General features: G+C 41.6%; 19 protein-coding genes. 9 read left to right on the forward strand and 10 right to left on the reverse strand.

Features of this window, described 5'->3' with window-relative positions; translation table 11 throughout:
• Nucleotides 1-183: 183 nt before the first annotated feature.
• A complete protein-coding gene (gene polA, locus NQT69_RS14550; RefSeq protein ID WP_256828419.1) occupies nt 184-2919 on the reverse strand; it encodes a DNA polymerase I in 2736 nt (911 codons plus the stop codon).
• 557 nt (nt 2920-3476) lie between these two features.
• Here polA and elbB point away from each other — a divergent pair.
• The 3 genes from elbB (at nt 3477) to NQT69_RS14565 (ending at nt 7476) form a co-directional block, all read left to right on the forward strand.
• The gene (gene elbB / locus NQT69_RS14555) at nt 3477-4127 is read left to right on the forward strand and encodes an isoprenoid biosynthesis glyoxalase ElbB (protein ID WP_256828420.1); all 651 of its coding nucleotides are present in this window, start codon (nt 3477-3479) and stop codon (nt 4125-4127) included.
• Nucleotides 4128-4312: 185 nt separating this feature from the next.
• Nucleotides 4313-4705, forward strand: coding sequence for a c-type cytochrome (locus tag NQT69_RS14560; protein ID WP_256828421.1), 393 nt, complete (start codon nt 4313-4315; stop codon nt 4703-4705).
• Nucleotides 4706-4899: 194 nt separating this feature from the next.
• Nucleotides 4900-7476: a bifunctional diguanylate cyclase/phosphodiesterase gene (locus NQT69_RS14565; protein WP_256828422.1), complete on the forward strand. Its 2577-nt coding sequence runs from the start codon at nt 4900-4902 to the stop codon at nt 7474-7476.
• On the opposite strand, the gene rep is transcribed toward NQT69_RS14565, so the two are convergent.
• Nucleotides 7473-9491, reverse strand: coding sequence for a DNA helicase Rep (rep, locus tag NQT69_RS14570; protein ID WP_256828423.1), 2019 nt, complete (start codon nt 9489-9491; stop codon nt 7473-7475). The two genes, NQT69_RS14565 and rep, sit on opposite strands and share 4 nt — an antisense overlap.
• A 114-nt stretch (nt 9492-9605) precedes the next feature.
• Between rep and ubiK the strand changes: the two genes are divergently transcribed.
• The 4 genes from ubiK to map all read left to right on the forward strand — a co-directional run bounded on the left by ubiK (nt 9606) and on the right by map (nt 11630).
• Nucleotides 9606-9863: a ubiquinone biosynthesis accessory factor UbiK gene (ubiK, locus tag NQT69_RS14575; protein WP_256828424.1), complete on the forward strand. Its 258-nt coding sequence runs from the start codon at nt 9606-9608 to the stop codon at nt 9861-9863.
• A gap of 29 nt (nt 9864-9892) precedes the next feature.
• Nucleotides 9893-10357, forward strand: coding sequence for a hypothetical protein (locus NQT69_RS14580; protein WP_256828425.1), 465 nt, complete (start codon nt 9893-9895; stop codon nt 10355-10357).
• A 300-nt stretch (nt 10358-10657) separates the two neighbouring features.
• The gene (locus NQT69_RS14585) at nt 10658-10864 is read left to right on the forward strand and encodes a ParD-like family protein (RefSeq protein WP_087532680.1); all 207 of its coding nucleotides are present in this window, start codon (nt 10658-10660) and stop codon (nt 10862-10864) included.
• Nucleotides 10857-11630, forward strand: coding sequence for a type I methionyl aminopeptidase (map, locus tag NQT69_RS14590; RefSeq protein WP_256828426.1), 774 nt, complete (start codon nt 10857-10859; stop codon nt 11628-11630). The genes NQT69_RS14585 and map overlap by 8 nt, the downstream gene beginning before the upstream one ends.
• A gap of 20 nt (nt 11631-11650) precedes the next feature.
• On the opposite strand, the gene can is transcribed toward map, so the two are convergent.
• The 7 genes from can to ilvG all read right to left on the reverse strand — a co-directional run bounded on the left by can (nt 11651) and on the right by ilvG (nt 20071).
• Nucleotides 11651-12307, reverse strand: a complete 657-nt coding sequence (gene can, locus NQT69_RS14595) for a carbonate dehydratase (RefSeq protein WP_256828427.1) — start codon at nt 12305-12307, stop codon at nt 11651-11653.
• A 16-nt stretch (nt 12308-12323) separates the two neighbouring features.
• A complete protein-coding gene (locus tag NQT69_RS14600; protein WP_256828428.1) occupies nt 12324-13502 on the reverse strand; it encodes a methyltransferase in 1179 nt (392 codons plus the stop codon).
• Nucleotides 13503-13533: 31 nt separating this feature from the next.
• A complete protein-coding gene (locus tag NQT69_RS14605) occupies nt 13534-14586 on the reverse strand; it encodes an ABC transporter substrate-binding protein (RefSeq protein WP_306174068.1) in 1053 nt (350 codons plus the stop codon).
• Between the two features lie 88 nt (nt 14587-14674).
• Nucleotides 14675-16225 carry a threonine ammonia-lyase, biosynthetic gene (ilvA, locus tag NQT69_RS14610; RefSeq protein ID WP_256828429.1) on the reverse strand — a complete coding sequence of 517 codons (1551 nt, stop codon included), beginning with the start codon at nt 16223-16225 and terminating at the stop codon, nt 14675-14677.
• Between the two features lie 2 nt (nt 16226-16227).
• Nucleotides 16228-18084, reverse strand: a complete 1857-nt coding sequence (ilvD, locus tag NQT69_RS14615) for a dihydroxy-acid dehydratase (RefSeq protein ID WP_256828430.1) — start codon at nt 18082-18084, stop codon at nt 16228-16230.
• Nucleotides 18085-18179: 95 nt separating this feature from the next.
• A complete protein-coding gene (gene ilvM, locus NQT69_RS14620) occupies nt 18180-18425 on the reverse strand; it encodes an acetolactate synthase 2 small subunit (RefSeq protein ID WP_256828431.1) in 246 nt (81 codons plus the stop codon).
• On the reverse strand, nt 18422-20071 hold the full coding sequence (ilvG, locus tag NQT69_RS14625) for an acetolactate synthase 2 catalytic subunit (RefSeq protein WP_256828432.1): 1650 nt from the start codon (nt 20069-20071) through the stop codon (nt 18422-18424). The genes ilvM and ilvG overlap by 4 nt, the downstream gene beginning before the upstream one ends.
• Before the next feature lie 593 nt (nt 20072-20664).
• Here ilvG and NQT69_RS14630 point away from each other — a divergent pair.
• Nucleotides 20665-21543: a TraB/GumN family protein gene (locus NQT69_RS14630; protein ID WP_256828433.1), complete on the forward strand. Its 879-nt coding sequence runs from the start codon at nt 20665-20667 to the stop codon at nt 21541-21543.
• A gap of 336 nt (nt 21544-21879) precedes the next feature.
• On the opposite strand, the gene modF is transcribed toward NQT69_RS14630, so the two are convergent.
• Complete coding sequence (gene modF / locus NQT69_RS14635; RefSeq protein ID WP_372823298.1) at nt 21880-23325, reverse strand: molybdate ABC transporter ATP-binding protein ModF; 1446 nt, start codon at nt 23323-23325, stop codon at nt 21880-21882.
• 155 nt (nt 23326-23480) lie between these two features.
• Between modF and NQT69_RS14640 the strand changes: the two genes are divergently transcribed.
• Nucleotides 23481-24098, forward strand: coding sequence for a hypothetical protein (locus tag NQT69_RS14640; RefSeq protein WP_256828435.1), 618 nt, complete (start codon nt 23481-23483; stop codon nt 24096-24098).
• Nucleotides 24099-24100: the final 2 nt, after the last annotated feature.

Raw genomic sequence — 24100 nt, forward strand, 5'->3', positions numbered from 1 at the left:
ACAGGATGAGGACGGCGCGGACTTTAACAAAATCAGGCTTAAAAATAAATTAAAAAACCACGGTTTTGGCTCGATTTAATGAACAAATAACGCTTACAAACATATATTTCGATAATTTAACCTTTTAGTTACAAAAAAAGCGCCAACTGGCGCTTTTTCGTCATTTAAGGTATTAACGCTTTATTAATGCGCTTGTTCCCAGTTGTCACCAGTATCGGCTTCAACAATAAGTGGCACATCCAGCTTTGCAGCATCCGACATTAACTGACAAATCTGCGCAGTATATTGCTCTGTACAATCAGTTTTGATTTCAAAAACCAATTCATCGTGTACTTGCATCAATAATTTAACTGTATTCGGTGCTTGCTCAGCAACCCATTTATGCACTGTTAGCATAGCTTTTTTGATAATATCTGCTGCTGTTCCTTGCATTGGTGCATTGATAGCCGCTCGCTCTGCACCTTTACGGCGCGCGCCATTGCGTGCGTTGATCTCAGGTAAATGTAAACGTCGACCAAATAATGTTTCAACATAACCGTTTTCAGCCGCTTTTTCACGCGTTGATTCCATATAGTCTAAAACGCCTGGGAAGCGCTCAAAGTATTTATCTATATAATGCTGTGCTTCATGGCGTGGCACATCAAGTTGACGCGCTAAACCAAACGCTGACATACCATAAATTAAGCCAAAGTTGACTGCTTTAGCCTTACGGCGCATATCAGTGGTAACCTCGTCTAACTCAACCCCAAATACTTCTGCGGCTGTTGCACTGTGTACATCTAGGCCATTGGCAAAGGCATTCAATAAGCCTTTATCTTGCGATAAATGCGCCATAATACGTAGCTCAATTTGGCTGTAATCGGCAGCGACAATTTTATAACCATCAGCTGCGACAAACGCTTCACGAATACGGCGACCCTCTTCTGAACGAATTGGAATATTCTGTAAATTAGGATCAGTTGAACTTAAGCGCCCTGTTGCCGTAACCGCTTGGTGATAAGAAGTATGCACACGGTTAGTTTGCTCATTAACCATTAATGGTAGCTTATCGGTATAAGTTGATTTCAGCTTTGATAACCCGCGGTGCTCAATAATAACCTTAGGTAGCGGGTAATCATGCGCAAGCTCTTGCAGTACTTCTTCTGCTGTCGAAGGTGCGCCTTTTGGGGTTTTTTTAATAACCGGTAACTCAAGCTTTTCAAACAACAATACTTGCAACTGTTTTGGCGAGCTTAAATTAAATGGTTCACCAGCAATCTCAAAGGCTTCTTTTTCAAGCTCCAGTAAACGTTCCCCTAAGCGCTGGCTGTGTGCAGCCAGCATTTTACTATCAATGGCAACGCCGGTACGTTCAATATCAGATATAACACTGACAAGCGGCAATTCAATGTCTTCAAATACTGATTTTAATTTTTCATCAGCTGCAATTTTTGGCCATAACACTTGATGTAAACGCAGCGTAATATCCGCATCTTCTGCTGCATACGGTGCGGCTTTTTCCAACTCAATTTGGTTAAAGGTTAATTGCTTTTTGCCTTTGCCGGCAATGTCTTCAAAGCTGATATTCTTATGGCCTAAATATTTTAGCGCAAGGGAATCCATATCATGGCGAGTCCCTACACTGTTAAACACATACGACTCAAGCATAGTGTCAAACTTAATACCTTTTAGCTCAAAGCCTGCATTGGCAAGGACGCTTTTATCGTATTTTAAATTTTGCCCAACTTTTGCTTTATTTTCATCAGCCAGAATCGGCCCAATTTTAGCCATTACCGTTTCAAGAGAAAGCTGTTCAGGCGCATCAGGATAATCATGAGCAACAGGTAAATACGCCGCTTCACCCGCTTTTACCGCAAAGCTCATCCCAACCAGTTGCGCTTGCATGTAATCTAGGCTGGTTGTTTCAGTATCAAAGGCAAACAATTCAGCTGCGTTTAATTGCTCAACGAGTGTGTCTAGTTGTTGTTCAGTTAAGATAGTTTCATAGTGAGCATCAGCAACTTTAGGCAGTTCATTAGCTTCACTTGGTACTGCTAAGTGCGTCTCTGCATCTTTTGGGTTATCTAGTAATTCAGCTAACCAACGGCGGAATTCACATTCACCATATAAAGCAATCAACTCGTCTCTATTTGGTTCTTGCAGTTTGAAGGTATCAAGGTTTGATTCAACCTCAACATCGCACTTAATGGTGGCAAGCTCATAACTTAATGGTAGGTGAGCAACTGCGGCTGCGAGTTTTTCACCAATCTTGCCTTTGATTTCGCTGGCGTGATCTAACACACCTTGGAGTGATCCATACTTTTGTAACCATTTAACCGCAGTTTTTGGACCACATCCATCGACCCCTGGAATGTTATCGACTTTATCACCCATTAAGGCTAAGTAATCGATAATAAGCTCTGGGCCAACACCAAACTTTTCTAACACCGTTTGGGGATCTGAAATGCTGTCGGTCATGGTGTTGATCAAAGTGACATGCTCATTGACGAGCTGAGCCATATCTTTATCACCAGTTGAAACTAAAACATGCCGCTTTTGCTCTGTAGCAATTCGGGCAAAAGTACCGATTACATCATCAGCTTCAACACCTTCAATACTAATAAGCGGGAATCCCATCGCTTTAATAATACTGTGCAATGGCGCTATTTGCGTACGCAGATCATCCGGCATCGGCGGACGATTAGCTTTATACTCGCTATACATATCGTTACGAAAAGTTTTACCTTTGGCATCAAACACCACCACCATGTGAGACGGATCATATTGTTTGATCAAACTTTTCAGCATGTTTACCACACCATAAATAGCACCTGTCGCCTCACCCTTAGAGTTAGTTAAATGTGGTGGCGAATGGTACGCGCGAAATAAGTATGAAGAGCCATCAACTAAAATAAGTGGATTTTCTGGGATCTGAGCCATGATGTAATTGGATCCTAAATGAGAGAAAATGAAATAATGCTAAGCATGCCACAAGGACACACATAAAACGACTTGAAATAAAGTTTTGTTCAAGGGGCTAAACAAGAGCAAGCTGTGGATAACTTTGTAGATAACAAACACAGTCAATTCTTCCAAAGCAATATAAACGGCTTAGAAAAACATTAACTCGTTGATTTATATAAAAAGATAATACGGCGTTCTTTTTTATTATTTTTTTGGCCAATGTGGAAAAGCAATTTACTCTGCTTTACTTTCCTTGTACTTGTCTTATATATGGCCTTATATATGCAAACCAGTAAACGGTTATTTTATACCCTTCTAAATAACCGGACAAGCATTCTACCATAATGGATCAAAGATCATAGTGATCCTTTATAATTTTTTCCTCTTAGTAGACTTTCAAAAAAGCATATACCGCGAGTTCACTTTGCTAGATTGCGATCTGAGGCAATAAATTTATTTTATCATCTGTGTATCAATGTTTAGCGTAATCGCATGTTAGACTTAACTAAACCAACCTCAAGGAGATCTTCATTATGAAAAAAATTGCTGTAATTTTAGCTGGTTGTGGTGTTTATGATGGTGCAGAAATAAACGAGGCGGTACTGACTTTACTGCACATAGCTAAAGCAGGTGCTAGCTATCAATGTTTTGCGCCAGATGTAGAGCAACTGCATACTATTAATCACCTTACTGGTGAGCAAATGGCGCCAAATCGTAATGTATTAGTTGAAGCCTCTCGTATCGCCCGTGGTGATATAAAACCTGTCACTGAACTCAACGCAAGTAACTTTGATGCACTGATTATTCCTGGCGGTTTTGGTGCAGCGAAAAACTTGTGTGATTTTGCAGTTAAAGGCGCTGAAGCGCAAATGAATACTGATGTAATGCAAGCTTGCAAACAGTTTGCAGACATGGCTAAACCCGCAGGTTATATGTGTATAGCACCTGCGATGATCCCACTGATCTACCAAACAGGCATCAAAGCCACCATTGGTAATGATGCAGATACAGCTTCTGCGATTAGTGCTTTAGGTGCTGAGCATATCGACTGCATGGTGGATGATATTGTGATTGATGAGAAACATAAAGTCGTCAGTACCCCAGCTTATATGCTCGCGCAATCAATACTAGATGCCGATGCCGGTATTGAAAAGCTAGTCAAAGCCGTCATTAAGATGTGTTAATCAATTTCAACCTACTATTTACTGAGCTTTACCACGACATTTTTTGCGCTAACGCAAAAAATGTCGTTTTTTCAAAATAAAAACAGCTCACGGCGTTTTATAAATTGCAGCTAAGCGTTATAATCGTTCTAAATTCCGTCATCTATCGTGATTGATCACGTTCAAATCGAAGTGAGCAAGGCAAAATGAAAAAACTATCAGCAGCATTATTATTGCTAGCAACCACCGCATACGCACAGCCATATGATAACTCTATGACTGAAGATGCGATCAAAAAACGTATCGCACCAATTGGTGCCGTTTACTTTGAAGGCGATAAAGCAGCAGTTGCTGAAGTGCCGTCAGGCCCTCGTTCAGGTGAACAAGTTTATCAAGCCGCATGTTTTGCATGCCATGGCACAGGGGCTTTAGGTGCACCAAAGTCAGCTGAGGATTGGGCACCTCGTTTAGCGAAAGGCGCAGACACTCTTTTAGATCATGCAATTAATGGCTTCAATGCAATGCCTCCAAAAGGAACATGCATGGATTGTTCTGATGATGAACTGCGAGCTGCTATCGATTTCATGGCTAAAAAGTAATACTTAATTACTTATGAAATTTTAAAAAAGGCTGATTTTTATCAGCCTTTTTTATTGCAGCTGCTAAATAAAGCAGTATTTTATAGCTAATTATTATTATATCTTTCTAATACTATTATCTACTTGACGATTAACCCAAAAAATGAAAATATGAGTGTAATTATTATACAATAAAAACAGTCGGTTCAACGTCAGTGGAAGATAAAGCAGCTTTACTACAAAAACTAGAGCATAAGAATGCCCGTTTATCCGCTTTAGTCAAAAAGTATAAGCGATCACATCACCTTCAACATGCCCTGCTCCAATTATCAGAGCAAGCGAGCACTGTTGCCGAGTTAACGCTACTTTACCCTGCGATCCACGATATTCTGCAAGACTATGTACCAAGCAAAAGTTTTTATGTTGTACTACTCAATCAATTCACAAATACCCTAGAGCTGTCGTATTTCGCCGATGAAAAAGACGGTATCGCAATTCCTTTAAATCAAGATCATAACTTTAGCCAAGGTGTGACTGGTTATGTATTCAAGCAAGGCAAAACAACTTATTACAAAGGTAATGAGATGCAAGAAGATGCCGACAAGGGACTTTTTAAACTACTAGGATCACCAGCGGAACACTGGGTAGGCGTACCTGTTTACCGTGAAAAACAAATAATTGGCGTGCTCGTTGCGCAAAGTTATGATGAACGCCAAAGCTATTCAGATCAGCAGATAGAACTTCTCGAAGTTATGTCGTTATACCTTGCCACTGCGATTGAACGAGTTAAAAAACGTGAGCTATTAGAATCTGAAGTAAAAATACGCACTCGTGCCCTTACACAAAGTAATGAAGCACTCAATGTTGAAGTTAAGCAACATAAAAAAACCTTAGAACGCCAACAAATTCTATTTAAAATTTCTGAACTTGCAACACAAAGTAAACACATAGAAGAAGTGTACCAGCAAGTTCACGAAATCATTAAATCCATTACGTATGCTGATAACTTATATATCGCACTATATGATAAAAAGTCTGGCTGGTTAAATTTCCCGTATTGCGTCGATGAATTTAGTGAAAATACACAACCTCGTCCTTTTGCTAAAGGCTATAGTGAGCTGGTTTTAAGTACTGAACAAACTCAATTGATCGACTCCAACAGAGCAGAAAAACTAATTAAAAGCGGCACAGTTGAACGCCCAGAGGTAGTTCCTGTGCAACAAACAGCAACCAGTTGGTTAGGTGCCCCGCTTAAAACATCGCAAGGTGTAATTGGCTTAATTGTCTGTCAGGCTTATCAAAATAAGCATATTTTTAATCAAGACGACTGTGAGTTAATTACCTTTGTTTCTCACCAGATAGCAACAGTATTGCAAGCTCATTTAGCCAGCCAGGCCATTAAGCGTAGTAATCAAAATTTAGAACATCGTGTTGCCGAAAAAACCAAAGAAATTCGCCAAACAAATATGCACTTACAAATGCAGATCGAAGAGCGGAAAAAGATTGAGCAACAACTATATCACGATGCCCACCACGACTCGCTCACAGGTTTACCAAACCGCAGCTTGTTTTTGACCCAGCTTGAAAAGACCCTACAGCATTACCAGCGCTACCCTGAGCAAGAGTTTGCGGTCCTATTTATAGATTTAGATAAGTTTAAAGACATTAACGATCAACTTGGTCACCAAGCGGGCGATCAGTTTTTAATTGGGGTAGCGGAGTGTTTTTCACAGTGTATACGTGAACACGACCTATTGGCGCGCCTAGGTGGTGACGAATTTGTTATTTTATTAACCCACCTAACTGAGCGCCAACAAGCTGAAGATGTCGCAAAGCGTATAATTAAGTTAATGAAAAAACCATTCTGCATGAAGGGGATTTGTGTACAAAGTGGCGCCAGTGTAGGTATTACCTATTCAAAAACACACTATAAGCACACCGATGAAATAATTCGTGATGCAGATGCGGCCATGTATTACGCAAAAAATGCCGGTCGCAGTCGCTTTGAGTTTTTTCATCCATTACTTAATGTAAGCACCAACAATCAAGAATTTGAAGCAAGCCATCATCTCGATGCATTGCCGATGCATTTTCGCAGCTCTGAAATTATTACCCTCGATGAACAATTTCAATCAGAAGTGCTAATTGAAGCCTTTGGTGAGCATCCCGTATTGGGCAGCACCAGCTTTGATATTTTGAAAAAATTCGCTGCCGACAAAGCACAGCAACTTGAGGTCGAATTGCAGCTGCTAGATCAAGCTTGCAAACAAGCGCAAGCAGCTAATTTAGGCCTAGCATTACTGCCTTGCTCTGCCCTTTTACTTGAAAAGGTCGAGTTTGCAGCTTTATGCTTAACATTACAAAACCAGCCAAATCAAAAACAGTTATGCTTATTATTTAATGAACAAGAAATTCGTTATGCATCTGCTGTACAAATAACTAACTTAAAGCAGCTTAGCGCACTAGGCTATGCGATTGGCTTAAATGATTTTGCCAAAGATCGTTGTGAATTAAACTTACTTACCGAGTTAAGCTTTGACTATTTATTATTAAGCTCAACCTTTAGTAAACGCGTTTTACAACAACAAAGTTACGACTTACAGCTGCAAGGTGTATTAGCCATCACCAAAATAAAACAAGTAAAAGTGATAGCTAAAGGCCCTTCTATATTAAATTTTAGAGCATTATTAGATACTCATGGCCTGTCTTTATTTGTTGGTAAGCAACACGCAATAAACACCCCGGGAAGCTACAACGCTGATATAAATAATAGCGAACAACAACTAAATTAGTTAGGCTTTTTTAACATAGCCCGTAAGTTAGCTACCCGTGCTTGGCCTTTCTCCATACGTTCTGCTTGGCTACTAGGCGCCTTTTTATTTTCAAACGCTAAATCATCTTGCGGCAGCTCTTGCACAAAACGGCTTAATTCCGTTTGCGATGTTTCACCAAATTGTCGGCGAATTTTAGCATAGGTCATGGTCAGTTCTTGTTGTGCACGGGTGATCCCCACATACGCTAAGCGACGCTCTTCATCGACATTTTCTTCATCAATACTCACTTGGTGCGGCAGTAACCCTTCTTCCATTCCCACCATAAATACGTATGGGTACTCGAGACCTTTTGAAGCATGAAGCGTTAGCAATTGTACCGCATCACTTTCGTCCTCTTCTTCATTACGTTCAAGCATGTCGCGTAGAGTTAGCTTACTCACCACCTCGGCTAATGTCATAGGAGGGTTATCTGCATCACCCGTTAGCATATCGGTGATCCAACGATATAACTCTGACACATTTTTCATCCGCATCTCTGCCGCTTTCGCGCTAGGTGATGTCTCATAGAGATAAGCTTCGTAGTTTATTTGTCTGATCAAGTCCTTAACCGCTTCGAGGGTATCGCCACGTACAGCGTTATCAGACAGTTCAACCACCCAACGAGCAAAGCCCGCTAGCGCGTTTAAGCCACGGCCTTTTAACCTGTAATTTAAGTCATTATCAAAACAGGTGGCAAATAAGCTAGCGTGCTTTTCGTTCGCTAATGTCCCTAGCTTTTCAAGGGTAACCGTGCCTATTTCCCTGCGTGGAGTATTAACGATACGTAAAAATGCATTATCGTCATCTTGATTCACTAACAGACGTAAATACGCCATGATATCTTTGATTTCGGAGCGTGAGAAAAACGACATACCACCACTAATTTTGTACGGAATACGGTTACTCATAAGTGACTTTTCAAACCCACGCGCTTGGTGATTACCGCGATATAAAATAGCGTAATCTTTATAACTGGTGCGCTTCATAAACTTATGAGAGATAATCTCAGCCACCACTCGCTCAGATTCATGCTCCTCATCACGACAGCCAATCACTTTTATTGGCTCACCATAACCTAACTCACTAAACAGTTTTTTATCAAACTCATGAGGGTTATTAGCAATTAATATATTAGCGGCTTTAAGAATTCGCCCTGCACTTCGGTAGTTTTGCTCAAGCTTAATAAGCCTAAGGCCTGGAAAATCTTTACTCAGTAATACAAGGTTCTGCGGACGGGCACCACGCCAAGAGTAGATTGATTGGTCGTCATCACCTACCACGGTAAAGCGGGCACGCTCACCCACCAACAACTTAACCAGTTGATACTGGCTAGTATTGGTATCTTGATATTCATCCACCAGCAAATAGCGAAAACGTTGTTGCCAGCGATCGCGAGATGTGGCATTTGTGCTTAATAGCAAAGTTGGGATCATAATCAGATCGTCAAAATCTAATGCATTATAAGCACGCAACTGAGTTTGGTAACGAGCATAAAGTTGCGCGAACAACGCTTTTTGCGGTTCGCGAGCTTCGCGAATTGCTTGCTCTGGCAAGATAAGTTCATTCTTCCAACTGCCGATTTGCATCTTCAATAAGTTAAGTAAATCTTTATCTTTTTTTAGTTCGTCTTCGGTTAAGTCACCAAGTAATTGATTGGTGTCTTGATCGTCAAATAATGAAAAACCCGGTTTAAATCCTAACGTTTTTAACTCTTTTTTAATGATCTCAAGGCCCAAGGTGTGAAAGGTAGATACCCAAAGCCCTTTCGACTCTTGCTTACCGAGCGTTTGCATCACCCTTTCGCGCATTTCTTTAGCTGCTTTATTGGTAAAGGTCACCGCTGCTATATTACGCGCTTGATACTCACACTTTTGCACCAAGTAAGCGATTTTATTAGTAATTACTCGCGTTTTACCAGAGCCCGCCCCTGCCAATACTAGGCATGGGCCACTAATATATTTTACCGCTTCATCTTGTTTAGGATTGAGTTTCATAACGACCAAAGAGATTACATTAAAGACGGGCAATTTTAGCGTAATCACTACAATACGCCTAGCCAATAAGGTAAGATTAGTTATTATCATTTTACGCGACACCGAGGGATAGATATGATCAACCCAGCAAAAATTGAAGAAATCGCTAAGCAAATCTCAAGTAACATGCCACAGGGTGTGAAAAACCTCGCGGATACTTTTGAAGCAAAAACCAAACAAGCTATTCAAAGTAAGTTAACTGAAATGGACTTTGTAAGCCGTGAAGAATTTGACGTACAAAGCCAAGTGCTTATTCGCACGCGTGAAAAATTAACTGAACTGGAAGCCAAAGTTGCGCTTTTAGAGGAGCAACTTAGTAAAAAGAACGACTAAAAAAACAATATCGGAGGAATGTACACCTTATGTTTACTAAAGAAATGGTACATACAGCATTACAAACTTGGTGCGATAACGTAGTCAAAGTTGGTAAAATCCACGCACAAGGCGGCGACGCAAAAGCGTTCTCACTGCAGGTACTATCTGAAAATTATGATTACGATAACGGCCATGTGTTATTTAAACCGACACTGACATTTGGTCAACAAACATTCCGACCAACCAAAGAAGGTGCGCTTTCTTACTTTGTTGGTGGTAATAGTGATTACCCAGACGATAATGGTTTTAAACTAAAGCCTTGGGTAAAAGTATGGTACAGCAAAGAAGATTTTATCTTACATGGTGATTTAGCAATCGTGCAATGTAATGTTCACTTCATTGGCGCAGACGACAGCCACATTTTTGTCAACAAAAGCTTTGTCTTTAAAGTATGCGATGATGACAAAGTAAGAATTGTTCTGCACCAATCATCATTACCTTATCAGCCATGATAGGCTGCTAACGGCTAAGGGAGTATGAAGTACGCTTCATCTTCCCTTGAACTTGAGACTCTTTCTTTATAAGCGAAACGCCGCTTAACCTCCTACTGAATAAGCCACTAAAACCTCTATTGCACAAAGTGAACGGTTTTATGGGTAACTAGCGCTCCCTGCCAAGCCACGCATCACACCTACTATATTTTACCGTTTCACTTTTTTCACTTTGAGTTTTATAACTATCACAGAACTTATACTTGAAAAACATACAAAACAATATACGATATATATACGTTTTATATATCGGCAGGTTTCATGGGCATTGTAAAAATTAGCGACGAACTCCACGAAGAAATTCGTAAAGCCAGCAGCACCATGGTGCGTTCAATCAATTCACAATCTGAATTCTGGATAAAAATAGGCATGCTTGCTGAGCTTAACCCAACCATGACTTACGCAGAAATTTTAAAACAACAGCTGGCACAAGCAGATGTCACTACGAAGGAGTTCCAACATGAGTGATATCGTCATCAAAACCCCCGAACAAATTGCTTTAATGCGTGAATCTGGCCGTTTACTCGCGCAGGTGTTTGCCTATTTAGATGAGCATGTGCAAGTCGGTATTACCACTATGCAAATTAATGATTTGGTTGAGCGTTATATTATTAAACAGCTTGCCTCACGTCCTGCAAGTAAAGGGCAATACGATTACCCGTATGTATTAAATAGCTCTGTTAACGAGGTTGTTTGTCATGGCTTCCCCGATACTAAACGCGTTTTAAAGTCAGGTGACATTGTTAATATTGATATCACGCTGGAGAAAAATGGTTATATTGCTGACTCAAGTAAAATGTACATGCTTGGTGAGGTCTCTCCACTGGCTAAACGTTTGGTTGATAAAACCTACCAAGCCATGTGGCAAGGAATAAAAATGGTCAAGCCTGGGGTGCGCTTAGGTGATATCGGCAACGCTATAGCAAACTTTGCCCATAGTAATGGTTATAGCGTAGTTAAAGAGTACTGCGGACATGGCATTGGCGAACAAATGCATGAAGAGCCACAAGTACTGCACTATGGTAAACGCAATACCGGTGTAGAGCTCAAAGAAGGCATGACGTTCACCATTGAGCCTATGATCAATCAAGGTGCGGCAAAAATAAAAACCAAGCCTGATGGCTGGACGGTAGTTACCCGCGATAAAAAATTATCGGCACAATGGGAGCACACTATCGCTGTAACCGCTGATGGCTATGAAGTGCTTACTCTACGCGCTGAAGAAAATGCGTAGAGTCGCAGCTCAAATAGCCATTATTTAATATTACGGTCAAATACTCTTTGCGCCGCACTTTTATACGTATCAGCCATTTCATCAGTACAGGTCACTACAGATTCTAAATCATGTAGATGACCATTGACTAAGCCATATACCCAACCATGAACTGTTAGGTTTTGGCCTCGTAGCCAAGCTTCTTGCACTATATTGGTACGGCAAACGTTACGCACCTGTTCAATAACATTTAATTCAATGAGTGCATCAAGGCGCTTTTCCTCTGGCACTGCATTTAATTGTGTCATGTGCTTTTCTTTTATATCACCTACATGACGCAGCCAATTATCAATCAAACCAAATTTAGCGTCATTAAGCACCGCCTGCACACCACCACAGCCATAATGACCGACTACCATGATATGCTTAACTTTTAGCACTTCTACAGCATACTGCATAACAGAAAGGCAATTGTGATCAGTATGAACGACAATGTTAGCGACGTTACGGTGAACAAATAGCTCTCCTGGTAGTAAGTCGACAATTTCATTTGCTGGAACGCGCGAGTCCGAGCAACCAATCCATAAATATTCAGGATTTTGCTGCTTTGATAAGGTAGCAAAAAAGTCAGGATCGTTTTGTTTAGTGCGCTCTGCCCAAAGCCTATTATTATCGAACAAATTCTTTAACTTTTTCATTGCATCTCTTATCTATTTATAACGGTAAATGTGCTTGGATCAAGATATTGCGAGGCGTTAATTGCTTTTCACAAAACGTTTTCACGGTGACTTGATAACCTTGTTGTTGCAAATATAAAGCACGATCGAGCACAAGCCAAACTTCTATTGCTCTTCTAAACACATGTCGAACCAGTTCAATACGTTCAGTCACCTTTTTGCGTATTTTTCCTTTTTGTAAAAAATACTCGTAATCAATATCTTGCGGCAATTCTAAAGATTTTTTTTCAGCTGCCCATGCACAAAATGCTTTAAATGAATCTGAGAAAACTGCCTTGTTAACCGAGGGTACACTCACATAGCTAGTAGAGCCGGTAATGGCTTTACGCATTGCATCAAAACCAAGCCGCCACTCAACTTCGGTTTTACGTACTTTCGCGACTCTTGAAGGCGCTGTGACTGTCTCTTGTAGTGCCAATTTTAAATCTCGATGCCGTAATTTAAGTTCACTACGCTTAGCGCGTTCACTCATTGCTATATAAACATCATCAGTAAAAAGGTGGTAGCAACAAGGCGATAAGCTTATTTGTTTTGTTTGGGCATTACAGGCTTGCTGCATAAAGCTCTGATGCAAAGCGCCACAGGCATGTAAAGCAACCGCATGTTGTTGCTGAGTAAAGTGGTTTGATACATCATCTTTTAACACGTCAGCCTGACTAAAGCGCATTGCAAGCCCCTGCTGCTGTGCACTATGCTGACCTTGGTCGCATAAGTGTTGTTGTAACTCAATACTGTGTACACTAGGCGCTTGATTAAATGCCAGCATACGTCCTAAATGCCCTTTCCCCGCACACCATTCAAGCACGGGTTTGGTTTGCTCTCCAAGTGCCGCAACAAAGTCTTGAAGTTGCTCAAACTTGCGCCCTTTAATACCATTACTAAGCCAAAATGGATACTCTGTACGCTTAACTTGCGCTGTGACAAGTGTGCATAAACCAGCCAGATTTTCTAGACCGGTAATGTAAGGAGTAAAAAACCTATAGAGTGCATCTTGGTCGCTATCAAGTTCAGCCACTTGTTCATCGGTTAGTGCAGCGAGTATAGGCTCAAGCGTTGGCCAAGGGAGTTCATCGTAATCAAACGCAGTGCATTGCCAGTACTGGCGAGTTGAAAATAAAAAGTCATCAAGGGCAGTAAACTGCTCAGCAAGGGTCATAAAATTAAAATGGTGAAAAGTATTTGCTGCATTATACGCTTTTTTTCAGCATCAGGCGTAGATAAAGCGGGATAGATAAAACACTAATAATGATGGCTGCAATCAACATCCATGAGAGTTGTAGTTTTTCAGGTTTATCATATTGATACATAAAGCCCACTTTAATTTGGTCAAATTTAGTTTGTTCAATATCGTATAAATCGGCTATCAAGCGCCACTTGGCCATCGACATAGCCCCCAGTTTAGTACCCGGTGGTGAAATATAATCGGTTAACACTTCAGCTTCGTAAGTGAGCTCAGCAACGCTTTTATGCTTTGCATAATGCTGCGCAGTCACAGCGACTGATTCGTCTAAGTTCATCATCGTATAGCGCCAGCCCTTTAGACTAGCCTGATAAAATTTTTCAACCGTTTTAGGGTGGTGCACTAGCATGTTTTCTGTGGTGTAGAGTATATCGCTGTACACATTAATGCCGTATCTTTGCGGACAAATTAGGCGATGCTCTACACCTTGCTGCCTCATAACGAACGGTTCATTCGTAATATAAACTTGCATTGCATCAAGCTCACCATTGAGCCATTGTTCGGCTTTGCCGCTACCAAGGTATGCTGGCAACAACTGGGTATCAATACCACTGCGCTCTAACATCACCAATAACTCAGCATTTTCTTTACGGCTGATATCACTGATACGCTTATTAAAGAAATCTCTAGGGTGAAATATTTCGGAGCTTTTTTTTACCATCCAACAATAAGGCGAAAACTGCAAAATAGCAGCTAAAGCAACCAGAGGTTTACCATTAATACGGTGTTGAAGAATTCCCGAATGGCCGACGCCAAAATGCGCCTGCCCTGCAAGTACTTTACTAAAGGTATCAGGCTCACTTACATCCGCCGCAGCAAGAGTAACATTGAGCCCAACGTCTTTATAAAACCCCTTTTGTTGCGCCATATAATAGCCAGCAAACTGAAATTGATGCGACCATTTAAGCTGTAAAGTTACATTCTTGGTCTCAGCGACTGCAGCGCTGCAACATAGTAAACCGATTATGCCAATTGCTGCGATAAATCCTTTAAGTAGCAATAGTTACACCCATGGGTAAATAAGTCATTACTACTAACTATAGGTAAAATTGTTAATAAGGCAATTTTACCTATATATGCTAATAATATTAGTTATTAGCTGCCTGAGGCGCATTTATCGGCGGTTGCGTTGTCAAAAACTGAGTAAAACATGGGTTGTTTGTTTCATCTTGTACGCTATACCCTAAGCGGTTTAGATGCTCATTAAACACCTCAAACTGACTCGGCTCTATCGCAAAGCCTGCAAGTACATTGCCCATTGAGCCACCATGGTTGCGGTAATGAAATAAAGTAATATTCCAATTACTTCCCAAGGTATCTAAAAAGCGCGCAAGTGCACCAGGGTACTCAGGAAATTCAAAGCGCAGTAACCGTTCTTGCATTTGCTCTGGCGCCTTACCACCTACCATATAACGTACATGTAGTTTCGCCAGTTCGTTGTCTGATAAATCACAAAATTGATAACCATTTGAGGATAAATCACTTTTAAGCTCATCAAGCTCTTGCTGACCTTGTCGCAAGGCAATACCGACAAAGATTTGTGCTTCGCCGGGACCGGCATAACGGTAATTAAACTCTGTTATTGCTCTGCCACCTAAAGATGCACAAAACTGCTTAAAACTGCCTTTTTCTTCATTAATGGTCACCGCAAATAAGGCTTCGTTCTGCTCACCCAAAGCGGTTCGCTCAGCTACATAGCGCAGGCGGTCAAAGTTTAAGTTAGCGCCAGACAAAATAGCTGCTAAATGCAACCCTTTAAGGCCACTTTGCTGGCTCCACTTTTTAAGCCCGGCAGTTGCAAGTGCACCAGAGGGCTCTGCAATAGCACGGGTTGAAACAAAAATATCCTGCATTGCAGCACATATTTCATCGCCTGATACCGTAACCACTTCATCGCAAAACTTTTGTGCTAAACGAAAGGTTTCACTACCGATGATTTTAACGGCAACACCATCAGCAAAACTACCAACACGTTCAAGCTCTACAGGCTTTCCAGCTTCAAGAGCGGCCTGTAAACAAGCACTTTCGTCAGCCTCAACACCTATGACTTTAATATCAGGACGTAACGATTTAATATACACCGCCATTCCCGCAAGTAAGCCACCGCCCCCTACAGGAATAAACACCGCATCTAGTTGATTAAGCTGCTGCATTAGCTCACGTGCGACAGTGCCTTGGCCAACAATGACGTCAGGATCATCAAAGGGTGGGACAAAAACGCCATTACGTTTTTCAGTTAACTCTAATGCGTAGGCTTTAGCGGCATCAAAATGATGACCATGTAATACGACTTCGCCACCTAAAGCACGCACTGCACTTACTTTAATTTCAGGTGTGGTAACAGGCATGACAATAGTCGCCTGATGCCCCAAATGTGAGGCACTGAGCGCCACACCTTGGGCATGATTACCCGCAGAAGCGGTGATCACCACTGTGCCTTTTGGTAATTTTGCTAATTTATTATACGCACCGCGCAGTTTAAACGAATAAACCGGCTGCTGATCTTCACGCTTTAACCAAACATGGTTCCCGAGGCGCTCACTCAAAGTAGGCATTTCGCTTACTTCAGTAACTTTTGCCAACGGCTCCATATTCGCTTGAATAATAGCGCGAAAATAATCGAGCTCTTGAGAAACCATAATTAGCTAAGCTCCTCCAGTTTGGCTAAGTCACGTACCGCACCTTTATCAGCACTGGTTGCTAGTAGCGCATACGCTTTTAACGCTGATGAGACATAGCGGTCGCGATCAAGCGGCTTATAGGCTTGTTTGCCACGAGCCAATTGTTTTTGTTTACGCGCTTCAAGCTCTTCATCAGTTAATGCTAGAGTGATTTCACGAGTAGCGATATCAATGATAATTTTATCGCCGTTCTCAACATAAGCAATGGCACCGCCGCTTGCCGCTTCTGGTGATACGTGACCAATTGATAAACCTGAGGTACCACCCGAAAAACGACCATCGGTGATCAAGGCGCACTTTTCAGCAAGACCTTTTGATTTTAAGTAACTGGTTGGGTAAAGCATTTCTTGCATGCCTGGGCCACCTTTAGGACCTTCGTAGCGAATAACGACAACATCACCGGCTTTAACTTCGTCATTTAAGATACCTTCAACTGAATCATCTTGTGATTCATACACCACGGCCGTGCCTTCAAAATGCAGCATTTCATCGACTACGCCAGCACTTTTAACAATACAGCCATCTACCGCTAAGTTACCTGATAATACCGCTAAGCCACCATCTTGGCGAAATGCATGTTCAACACTACGAATACAGCCATTTTCACGGTCGTTATCGCCTTCATCCCAACGGCACTCTTGGCTCATTGCTTTAGTCGTACGTATACCTGCAGGCCCTGCACGATAAAACTTTTGCGCAGCTTCGTTGTTTGGATCTGTGGCATCCCATTTTTTAACTAACTCACCCATGGTCATACCGGCAACATGGTTAACTGATAAATCAACTAAACCCGCTTTACCTAACTCACGCACGATTGCCATCATGCCACCAGCACGGTGCACATCTTCGATATGATACTCAGGCGTTGCTGGCGCTACTTTACATAAAAATGGCGTTTTACGTGATAACTCATCAATGTGAGACATATCAAAATCGACGCCTGCTTCTTGGGCTGCGGCTAACAAATGCAATACGGTATTTGACGATCCACCCATTGCGATATCAACGACCATTGAGTTCATAAAGGCGGTTTTATTTGCAATGGCGCGCGGTAATACATCTTGGTTATCTTTTTGATAGTACTCACGGCATAAATCGACAATGCGTGCGCCGGCTTCAACATACAGCTGTTTACGGTCTTTATGTGTAGCAAGCGTAGTGCCGTTGCCAGGTAATGCTAAACCTATCGCTTCTAATAAACAGTTCATAGAGTTGGCAGTAAACATGCCTGAGCATGAGCCACAGGTTGGGCACGCTGAACGTTCAACTTGCTCTGAGTCAGCATCACTTACAGAAGTATCTGCGCCTTTAACCATGGCATCAACGAGATCAAGTTTAATATCAATGTTAGCAAGCTTAGTTTTACCTGCTTCCATTGGCCCGCCCGATACAAAAATAACCGGAATATTTAAACGTAGTGCCGCAAGCATCATGCCTGGAGTGATTTTGTCGCAATTAGAAATACAGATCATCGCATCGGCGCAATGGCCGTTTACCATGTACTCGACTGAATCGGCAATTAAGTCACGCGAAGGTAATGAATAAAGCATGCCACCGTGTCCCATAGCAATACCGTCATCTATAGCGATGGTATTAAACTCTTTTGGTACCCCACCAGCTTGAGTAATGGTTTCAGCCATCAATTCGCTAAGTTGGTTAAGATGCACGTGGCCTGGTACAAATTGCGTAAATGAGTTAACAACAGCAATAATTGGTTTACCGAAGTCGGTGTCTGTCATACCTGTTGCGCGCCATAATGCTCGTGCACCTGCGCGTTTTCGACCTTCTGTTGTTGTTGCACTTCTTAATTTAGCCATAGTTACCTCAGTGTTTTCAGCCGCGAGGCTGTTCCTCATTCTTAAATTTGATCGTTAGCCGGTAAATACCCACTAATCCTGTTTATTTCTTTAAGCTACATTGCTTGCTGCTGCGGTACGCTTTGCAGCGTCACTTGCTTTACATCGATTAATTTAGCTAGCTGTGTAGTTAATAAGTAAATTGGTTTGTCGCTGTCGACGGTCATATCTAGCTCATAGTAGCCATCAGACAAGTTAAGTTGAAAATGGGTTAAATCGAAACCACGATGACGTACTACGCGTAAAAAGCGCTCAACGGCGACACTCTGATTTTTTAAAGTAACTGTTAAACTGTGTTTCATTTTGCACTCTCCGTCATCATTTCATCGTTAGCGGCACCAGGTGGAACCAACGGCCATACATTTTCTTTATCATCGATACAGGCATGTACTATGTACGGGCCTGTGCTAGTCACTAATGCTGTAATGGCATCATCCACTTGATTAGCGTGGGTAATTGTTTGTCCTGGAATGCCAAATACGGCTGCTAACTGCACGAAATCGGGGTTATCCGATAAATTTGTTTCACTGTAGCGGCCATCAAAAAACAGCTCTTGCCATTGGCGCACCATACCCAAACGCTGGTTATCTAGTATTAATATTTTTACCGGTAAATTGTTACGTCGAATAGTCGCCAGCTCTTGAATGTTCATCATGATTGAACCATCACCAGATACGGTGATCACAAAATCATTTGGGCGCGCGACTTGAGCGCCAATAGCAGCAGGTAGACCAAAGCCCATAGTACCCGCACCACCACTGCTTAGGTGGTTACTCGGGTGAGTAAACTTCATATGTTGTGCAACCCACATTTGGTGTTGGCCTACATCACAACATACTACGCCAGTTTTAGGCATACGTTGACTAAGCTGGTTTAACAAATAAGGGGCAAATACTTTTTCACCAGGGTAATCATAACGCCACGCATGTTTAATCATCATCTGTTTGGTGTGATCACGCCAAGGCTGCGGTGTGACAAAGCATTCAAGTTGCGGCAGTGATGTTTTTAAATCGGCAATGAGTGACGCTTTTGCGGGCTTTCGTTTACCCACCTCAGCTGCATCAATATCTAAATGAATCACCTTTGCTTTGGCCGCAAACTTACCTAAATTGCCAGTAACGCGGTCATCAAAACGAGCACCTATACATACTAGTACATCACACTCTTGTACCGCTAAATTAGCAGCTTGGCCGCCATGCATACCTAGCATACCTAAGTCGTATTCATAATCAGGTAACACACTGCCCAATGCTTTAAGTGTTGAGACAGCAGGCATTTGCGTTTTTTCTAAAAATTGCATTAACTCGCTTTGTGCATCAGCCCCTTGTACGCCACCACCAACATACGCCACAGGTTGCTTTGCTTCACTCAATAATTGATTAGCAATAGCCACTTGGTTTAGATCTAACTGAGGTAAGTAGTCGTCCGCAGCAAGCCAAGGATGAAAAGGCACTTGCGCTAGCTGAATGTCTTTTGGAATATCCACAAGTACAGGTCCTGGACGGCCACTTTGCGCCAAATGCATGGCTTCTTGTAAGATCTCAGCTAAATCTTCAGCTCGCTCAACCATATAACTATGCTTTGTGCATGATAACGACATACCTAATACATCGATTTCTTGAAAAGCATCAGAGCCAATTGCAGCTGTGGGTACTTGCCCTGTGATGGCTAAAAGCGGCACTGAGTCCATCATCGCATCGGCAAGAGCTGTGATTAAGTTAGTTGCCCCAGGGCCCGATGTAGCAAAACATACCCCTAGCTTTCCCGTACTACGAGCAAAACCAACAGCAGCAAAGCCGGCTCCTTGCTCATGACGAGTCAAATAATGCTTCACTGGCGCGCCATACAAGGCATCGTAAATTGGCATGATGGCACCACCTGGGTAACCAAATACTTCATTTACGCCATGCTTGGCTAATAAATCGATTGTTAACTCTGCGCCTGTCATTAATAAATCCCCATTCCTCAGTGACATTGTGTGCTATTACTTTTTCTAAACCTGAAACTAAAAAGCCCCCCGACTGGTTAAGTGCGGAGGGCTTTTTAATGCTTTACAAATTTAAAGCACTAAGTAGCCCCCGCGGTAATAATAATCACCACGATGTTAATAAGGACTAGGTTTAGTGCATTTGTAAGCATGTAATAAATACCGTAAATTTGTTTAATAAGCGCAAGAGCATTTCGCTTCCCCGCTGTCTTTATCTATTAGTACCGCGATGACCGTGCTAAGTCAACCCTAAAAACAATCTAAAAAACCAGAAAACACCCGAGTTTGTCGGTTAAAAAATCCAATATATACCAAATTAAGAATTAAGTTTTCATATATGTGTATTTATTGATAATTCATACCTAGTAATACTCGTTTAGTGGTTTGATTCATTTTTAGCACAATCGCTATAAACTTTTATTTTAATTAAGCTATAAAACCTGCAATAAGCTATATCAAGGATAAAATCATCCTCGCGATAAACGAACAACTACTCGCCTAATTAAGGCACTTAGGTATATTATTACATTAGCAACTCAGCAATAAGGATAATTATGAACTTCGCACAACGTATTAGTAGCTACTTTGTTTTAGCAATTTTTCTCACTCTTAGCTTTGCAACGCATGCAGAGCCTGGCCTTTGGCAACTTGAAAAAAACAGTGTGAAATCGTATTTATTTGGCACTGTACATGTTGGCGATAGCAGCATGAAAGGTTTACCGAGTAAAGTAACCAAAGCGATTGATGCGACAGATAAAGTGATTGTCGAGGTCGATATCAGCGCAATTAGCCCAATGGAAATGCAGCGCCGTTCCATGCCATTTATGATGCTTAAAAACGGGAAAACCCTAAAAGGCGAGTTATCCGAGCAAAACTACGCCAAATTAAAAGAGTACTTTGGTAACAAATCAATTGATATAGCTATGTTTGACGGCCTTGCACCGTGGGCAGTGATGGTCACCATGATGCAAATGGAGTTTCAAAATGCAGGTTTTTCAGATCAGACAGGCATTGATAAGCAAGTACTTGCTTACGCTAAAACTAAAAACAAGCAAATTGGTGAACTTGAAACATTAGAGTATCAAATGGAAATGTTTAACCATATGTCACTGCTTAGTAACGAAATGATAGAAGAAACCTTTGAGCAACTCGCCGATGTTGAAACTTATTTTATTACGCTTGTAGATGCATGGAAAAATGGCGATATGGACACTTTAACCGAGTATTACAATGAGAGCTTTGACGACAGTAACTACGGCGAAATCAGCGAGCAAGTTATGCTGATTGAACGTAACAACAACTGGGTAGAAGAACTCACTCCACGCCTAGCACAAGAGCAATTATTTATCGCCGTAGGCGCCCTGCACTTACCCGAGCAACACGGTTTATTAAAACAGTTTAAAGAGCAAGGTATAACCGTTACCCGCTTATAAATTCCCCTAATCTAGGTCGTCATTTATGGCGACCATTTACGGATTTAGATTGACGCGCTAAAGCACAACCTACTTATCCGCAACACTATTGCGCGACATAAACGCTTAGGTAACTTAACTCAAGCGTTTATGTAATCTAAAAAGGTGGATTTAATAGGTTGCTACACATTCTATTTGCCCTCACTTCATAACTTGGGGGTAGCAAGCAATACAGCTTTGGTTTTAAACATTCATTGTTGGGTTTCGTTGCTCTCAACCACAACCTACGGCGGTAAATTTAACGCCGAGAGCTCTGTTTTTTCCCTAGCGCCTAGCACCTATAACCTAGCCACTCCCTTACCTAAAATCTTCCATTTTTAAATAGTGTTCTATACCGGCTATTTTGTCGTTGGCGTGGTGGTTTACATAAATCACGGTGCTGCTTTGTGCGGCGCATATTTTTTCAATTAGTAGCAGCACGCGTTGCCGGTTTGCTTCATCCAGCCCTAGGCAAGGTTCGTCAAGAATCAGTAAGGTTGGGTGTTTCACCATGGCTCTGGCAATCAGTAACATGCGCTGATCACCATAAGACAGCTGTGTGAACGCAGTATTTTTATGCTCAGTTAAACCTAGCAGCTGCAACCATTGTAAAGCGGTATTAATTTCACTGTCGCTGGCTTTTTGATAAAGCCCTATGCTGTCGTAGAAGCCTGACACTATGGTGTTTAACGCAGACGTACTAACTCGGTAGTCCATATGCAAAGCATTCGATATATAACCGATATGCTGCTTTATCTGCCAAATGCTTTCGCCGGTGCCACGTTTAAAGCCAAACACTTCAATATCGTTACTGTAGCACTGTGGGTTATCGCCGGTGATCAAGTTAAGTAAGCAGGTTTTGCCTGAACCATTTTGACCACTAAGCTGCCAATGTTGCTTGGCTTTAATGGTCCAATCGAGATTATTAAACACTGTTTTATCGGCGTAACTAACTTTAGCTTGGTGTAACTTTACTAACACCTCACCATCAAACGTCGCAGTGCTGTTTGCAGGATCTTTTTCAGGGATGGTTAAATCGGTGTGTTGTAAGTGCAGTAGTTTAAATAAATCGTTTCGTTGCGCTTGATTAGGTTGCATTAATTGATGTTGTAATTGGCCATCAACCACGTAACCATAATTGTTTATAAAATCAGGGGTTTCATCTAAACGGTTCAGCACAAATACCATGGTTATACTGCGACTAAGTTGCGCTAAAATGACATTAAGCGCCGCAGTGCTGGCTGCATCTAAGCCATCAAAGGGTTCATCGAGCACTATAAGTTCTGGCCGATTACTCAATGCTTTGATCAACAGAAGTTTGCGTGTTTCACCGGTTGATAATGCACGTAGCCGCTTTGTCAGTAATGGGGCGAATGAAAAAGCCGCCAGCAATTGCTGACACAGAGCTTTATCAAAAAAGGCATTGTCTGCGTGCTCATATACAATGTCTTTTACCAGCCTCGCTGCAATTAAGCCATCGGTTATGTCATCTTGATTTTGCAGTAGCTCAGCATTAATTAGCTGCTTTTGCATATCTGATGATACCAACTCCATACGCTCAAATGTACACTGTCTATCACCCGCTATCAGCTGCGCATAACCGAGTAAAGCTGCTGTAATGGCAGACTTCCCCGCGCCATTACCGCCAATTAACAACCAGTGTTGACCACTTTGTACTTGCCAGTTTAGGTTATTGAGTTGGTAACTATTTTGCCCTTCACCTTGCAACTTAGCTGTTACTTCTTGTAGTTGTATCAACGCCACCAGCATTTCTCTTTAACTTTGTTTAAACTGAAAATACCCGACAACATCGCAATTGGCTAGTTTTGTAAAATAAATTAATATCTGTTTAAACCATTTATAAAGCCGCTGCGTCTAACTAATAACTAAAAACGACTAATCACACAACAGGTAACGTTATGAAAAAGATTTTATTATTCACCGCTTTTGCTGCATTTTTAAGTGCCGCTGCGACCGCTAAATCCGAGCATGAAATTAAGCACAGCTTCACAATTGACAGTCAACAAAGCCTTGATATTAGCTTTCCTGTTGGCAGTCTTGAAATTAATACTCACGAGGGAAATGAAATAAAAGTCTCTATTGAGCTTGAAGAGAAAAGTAACGGCTGGTTTGATAACTCAGACAACCTTGATGAGTTAACGCTGGATAGCGAACAAACAGCTAATAAATTAACGCTTACTTTAGATAATGATGATGTACAACAAACTTGGTTAGTCAGTATGCCACGTAGCTTAGCGGTAAATGTGGATTTAGGCGTTGGTGATATCGAGATTAATGATTTTGCCAACAGTGCAGACATTGAAGTAGATGTTGGCGCAGTTCGAATAGATAGCCAAAGTGACGACTACAAATATATAAATCTTGATAGTGGTGTTGGTGATACCCGTATCTCAGGCTTAAAAAATACCGCTAAAAGCAGTCGTAAAATGGTCAGTTCACAAAGCGAGTACTCTGGTAATGGCACTCACACGGTAAAAGTTGAAGTTGGTGTCGGTGATATAAAGCTAAAACACTAATA

This window comes from Pseudoalteromonas shioyasakiensis, from assembly GCF_024518675.1.
Lineage (GTDB): Bacteria > Pseudomonadota > Gammaproteobacteria > Enterobacterales > Alteromonadaceae > Pseudoalteromonas > Pseudoalteromonas shioyasakiensis_B.

Excerpts from the sequence above, each read along its gene's own strand:
- ilvG (WP_256828432.1), bottom strand. The coding sequence starts at position 20,071 with ATGACAGGCGCAGAGTTAACAATCGATTTATTAGCCAAGCATGGCGTA.
- NQT69_RS14580 (WP_256828425.1), top strand. The coding sequence starts at position 9,893 with ATGTTTACTAAAGAAATGGTACATACAGCATTACAAACTTGGTGCGAT.
- ilvA (WP_256828429.1), bottom strand. The coding sequence starts at position 16,225 with ATGGTTTCTCAAGAGCTCGATTATTTTCGCGCTATTATTCAAGCGAAT.
- NQT69_RS14585 (WP_087532680.1), top strand. The coding sequence starts at position 10,658 with ATGGGCATTGTAAAAATTAGCGACGAACTCCACGAAGAAATTCGTAAA.
- NQT69_RS14630 (WP_256828433.1), top strand. The coding sequence starts at position 20,665 with ATGAACTTCGCACAACGTATTAGTAGCTACTTTGTTTTAGCAATTTTT.
- polA (WP_256828419.1), bottom strand. The coding sequence starts at position 2,919 with ATGGCTCAGATCCCAGAAAATCCACTTATTTTAGTTGATGGCTCTTCA.
- elbB (WP_256828420.1), top strand. The coding sequence starts at position 3,477 with ATGAAAAAAATTGCTGTAATTTTAGCTGGTTGTGGTGTTTATGATGGT.
- NQT69_RS14640 (WP_256828435.1), top strand. The coding sequence starts at position 23,481 with ATGAAAAAGATTTTATTATTCACCGCTTTTGCTGCATTTTTAAGTGCC.
- NQT69_RS14560 (WP_256828421.1), top strand. The coding sequence starts at position 4,313 with ATGAAAAAACTATCAGCAGCATTATTATTGCTAGCAACCACCGCATAC.
- can (WP_256828427.1), bottom strand. The coding sequence starts at position 12,307 with ATGAAAAAGTTAAAGAATTTGTTCGATAATAATAGGCTTTGGGCAGAG.
- rep (WP_256828423.1), bottom strand. The coding sequence starts at position 9,491 with ATGAAACTCAATCCTAAACAAGATGAAGCGGTAAAATATATTAGTGGC.
- ubiK (WP_256828424.1), top strand. The coding sequence starts at position 9,606 with ATGATCAACCCAGCAAAAATTGAAGAAATCGCTAAGCAAATCTCAAGT.
- NQT69_RS14600 (WP_256828428.1), bottom strand. The coding sequence starts at position 13,502 with ATGACCCTTGCTGAGCAGTTTACTGCCCTTGATGACTTTTTATTTTCA.
- ilvM (WP_256828431.1), bottom strand. The coding sequence starts at position 18,425 with ATGAAACACAGTTTAACAGTTACTTTAAAAAATCAGAGTGTCGCCGTT.
- map (WP_256828426.1), top strand. The coding sequence starts at position 10,857 with ATGAGTGATATCGTCATCAAAACCCCCGAACAAATTGCTTTAATGCGT.
- ilvD (WP_256828430.1), bottom strand. The coding sequence starts at position 18,084 with ATGGCTAAATTAAGAAGTGCAACAACAACAGAAGGTCGAAAACGCGCA.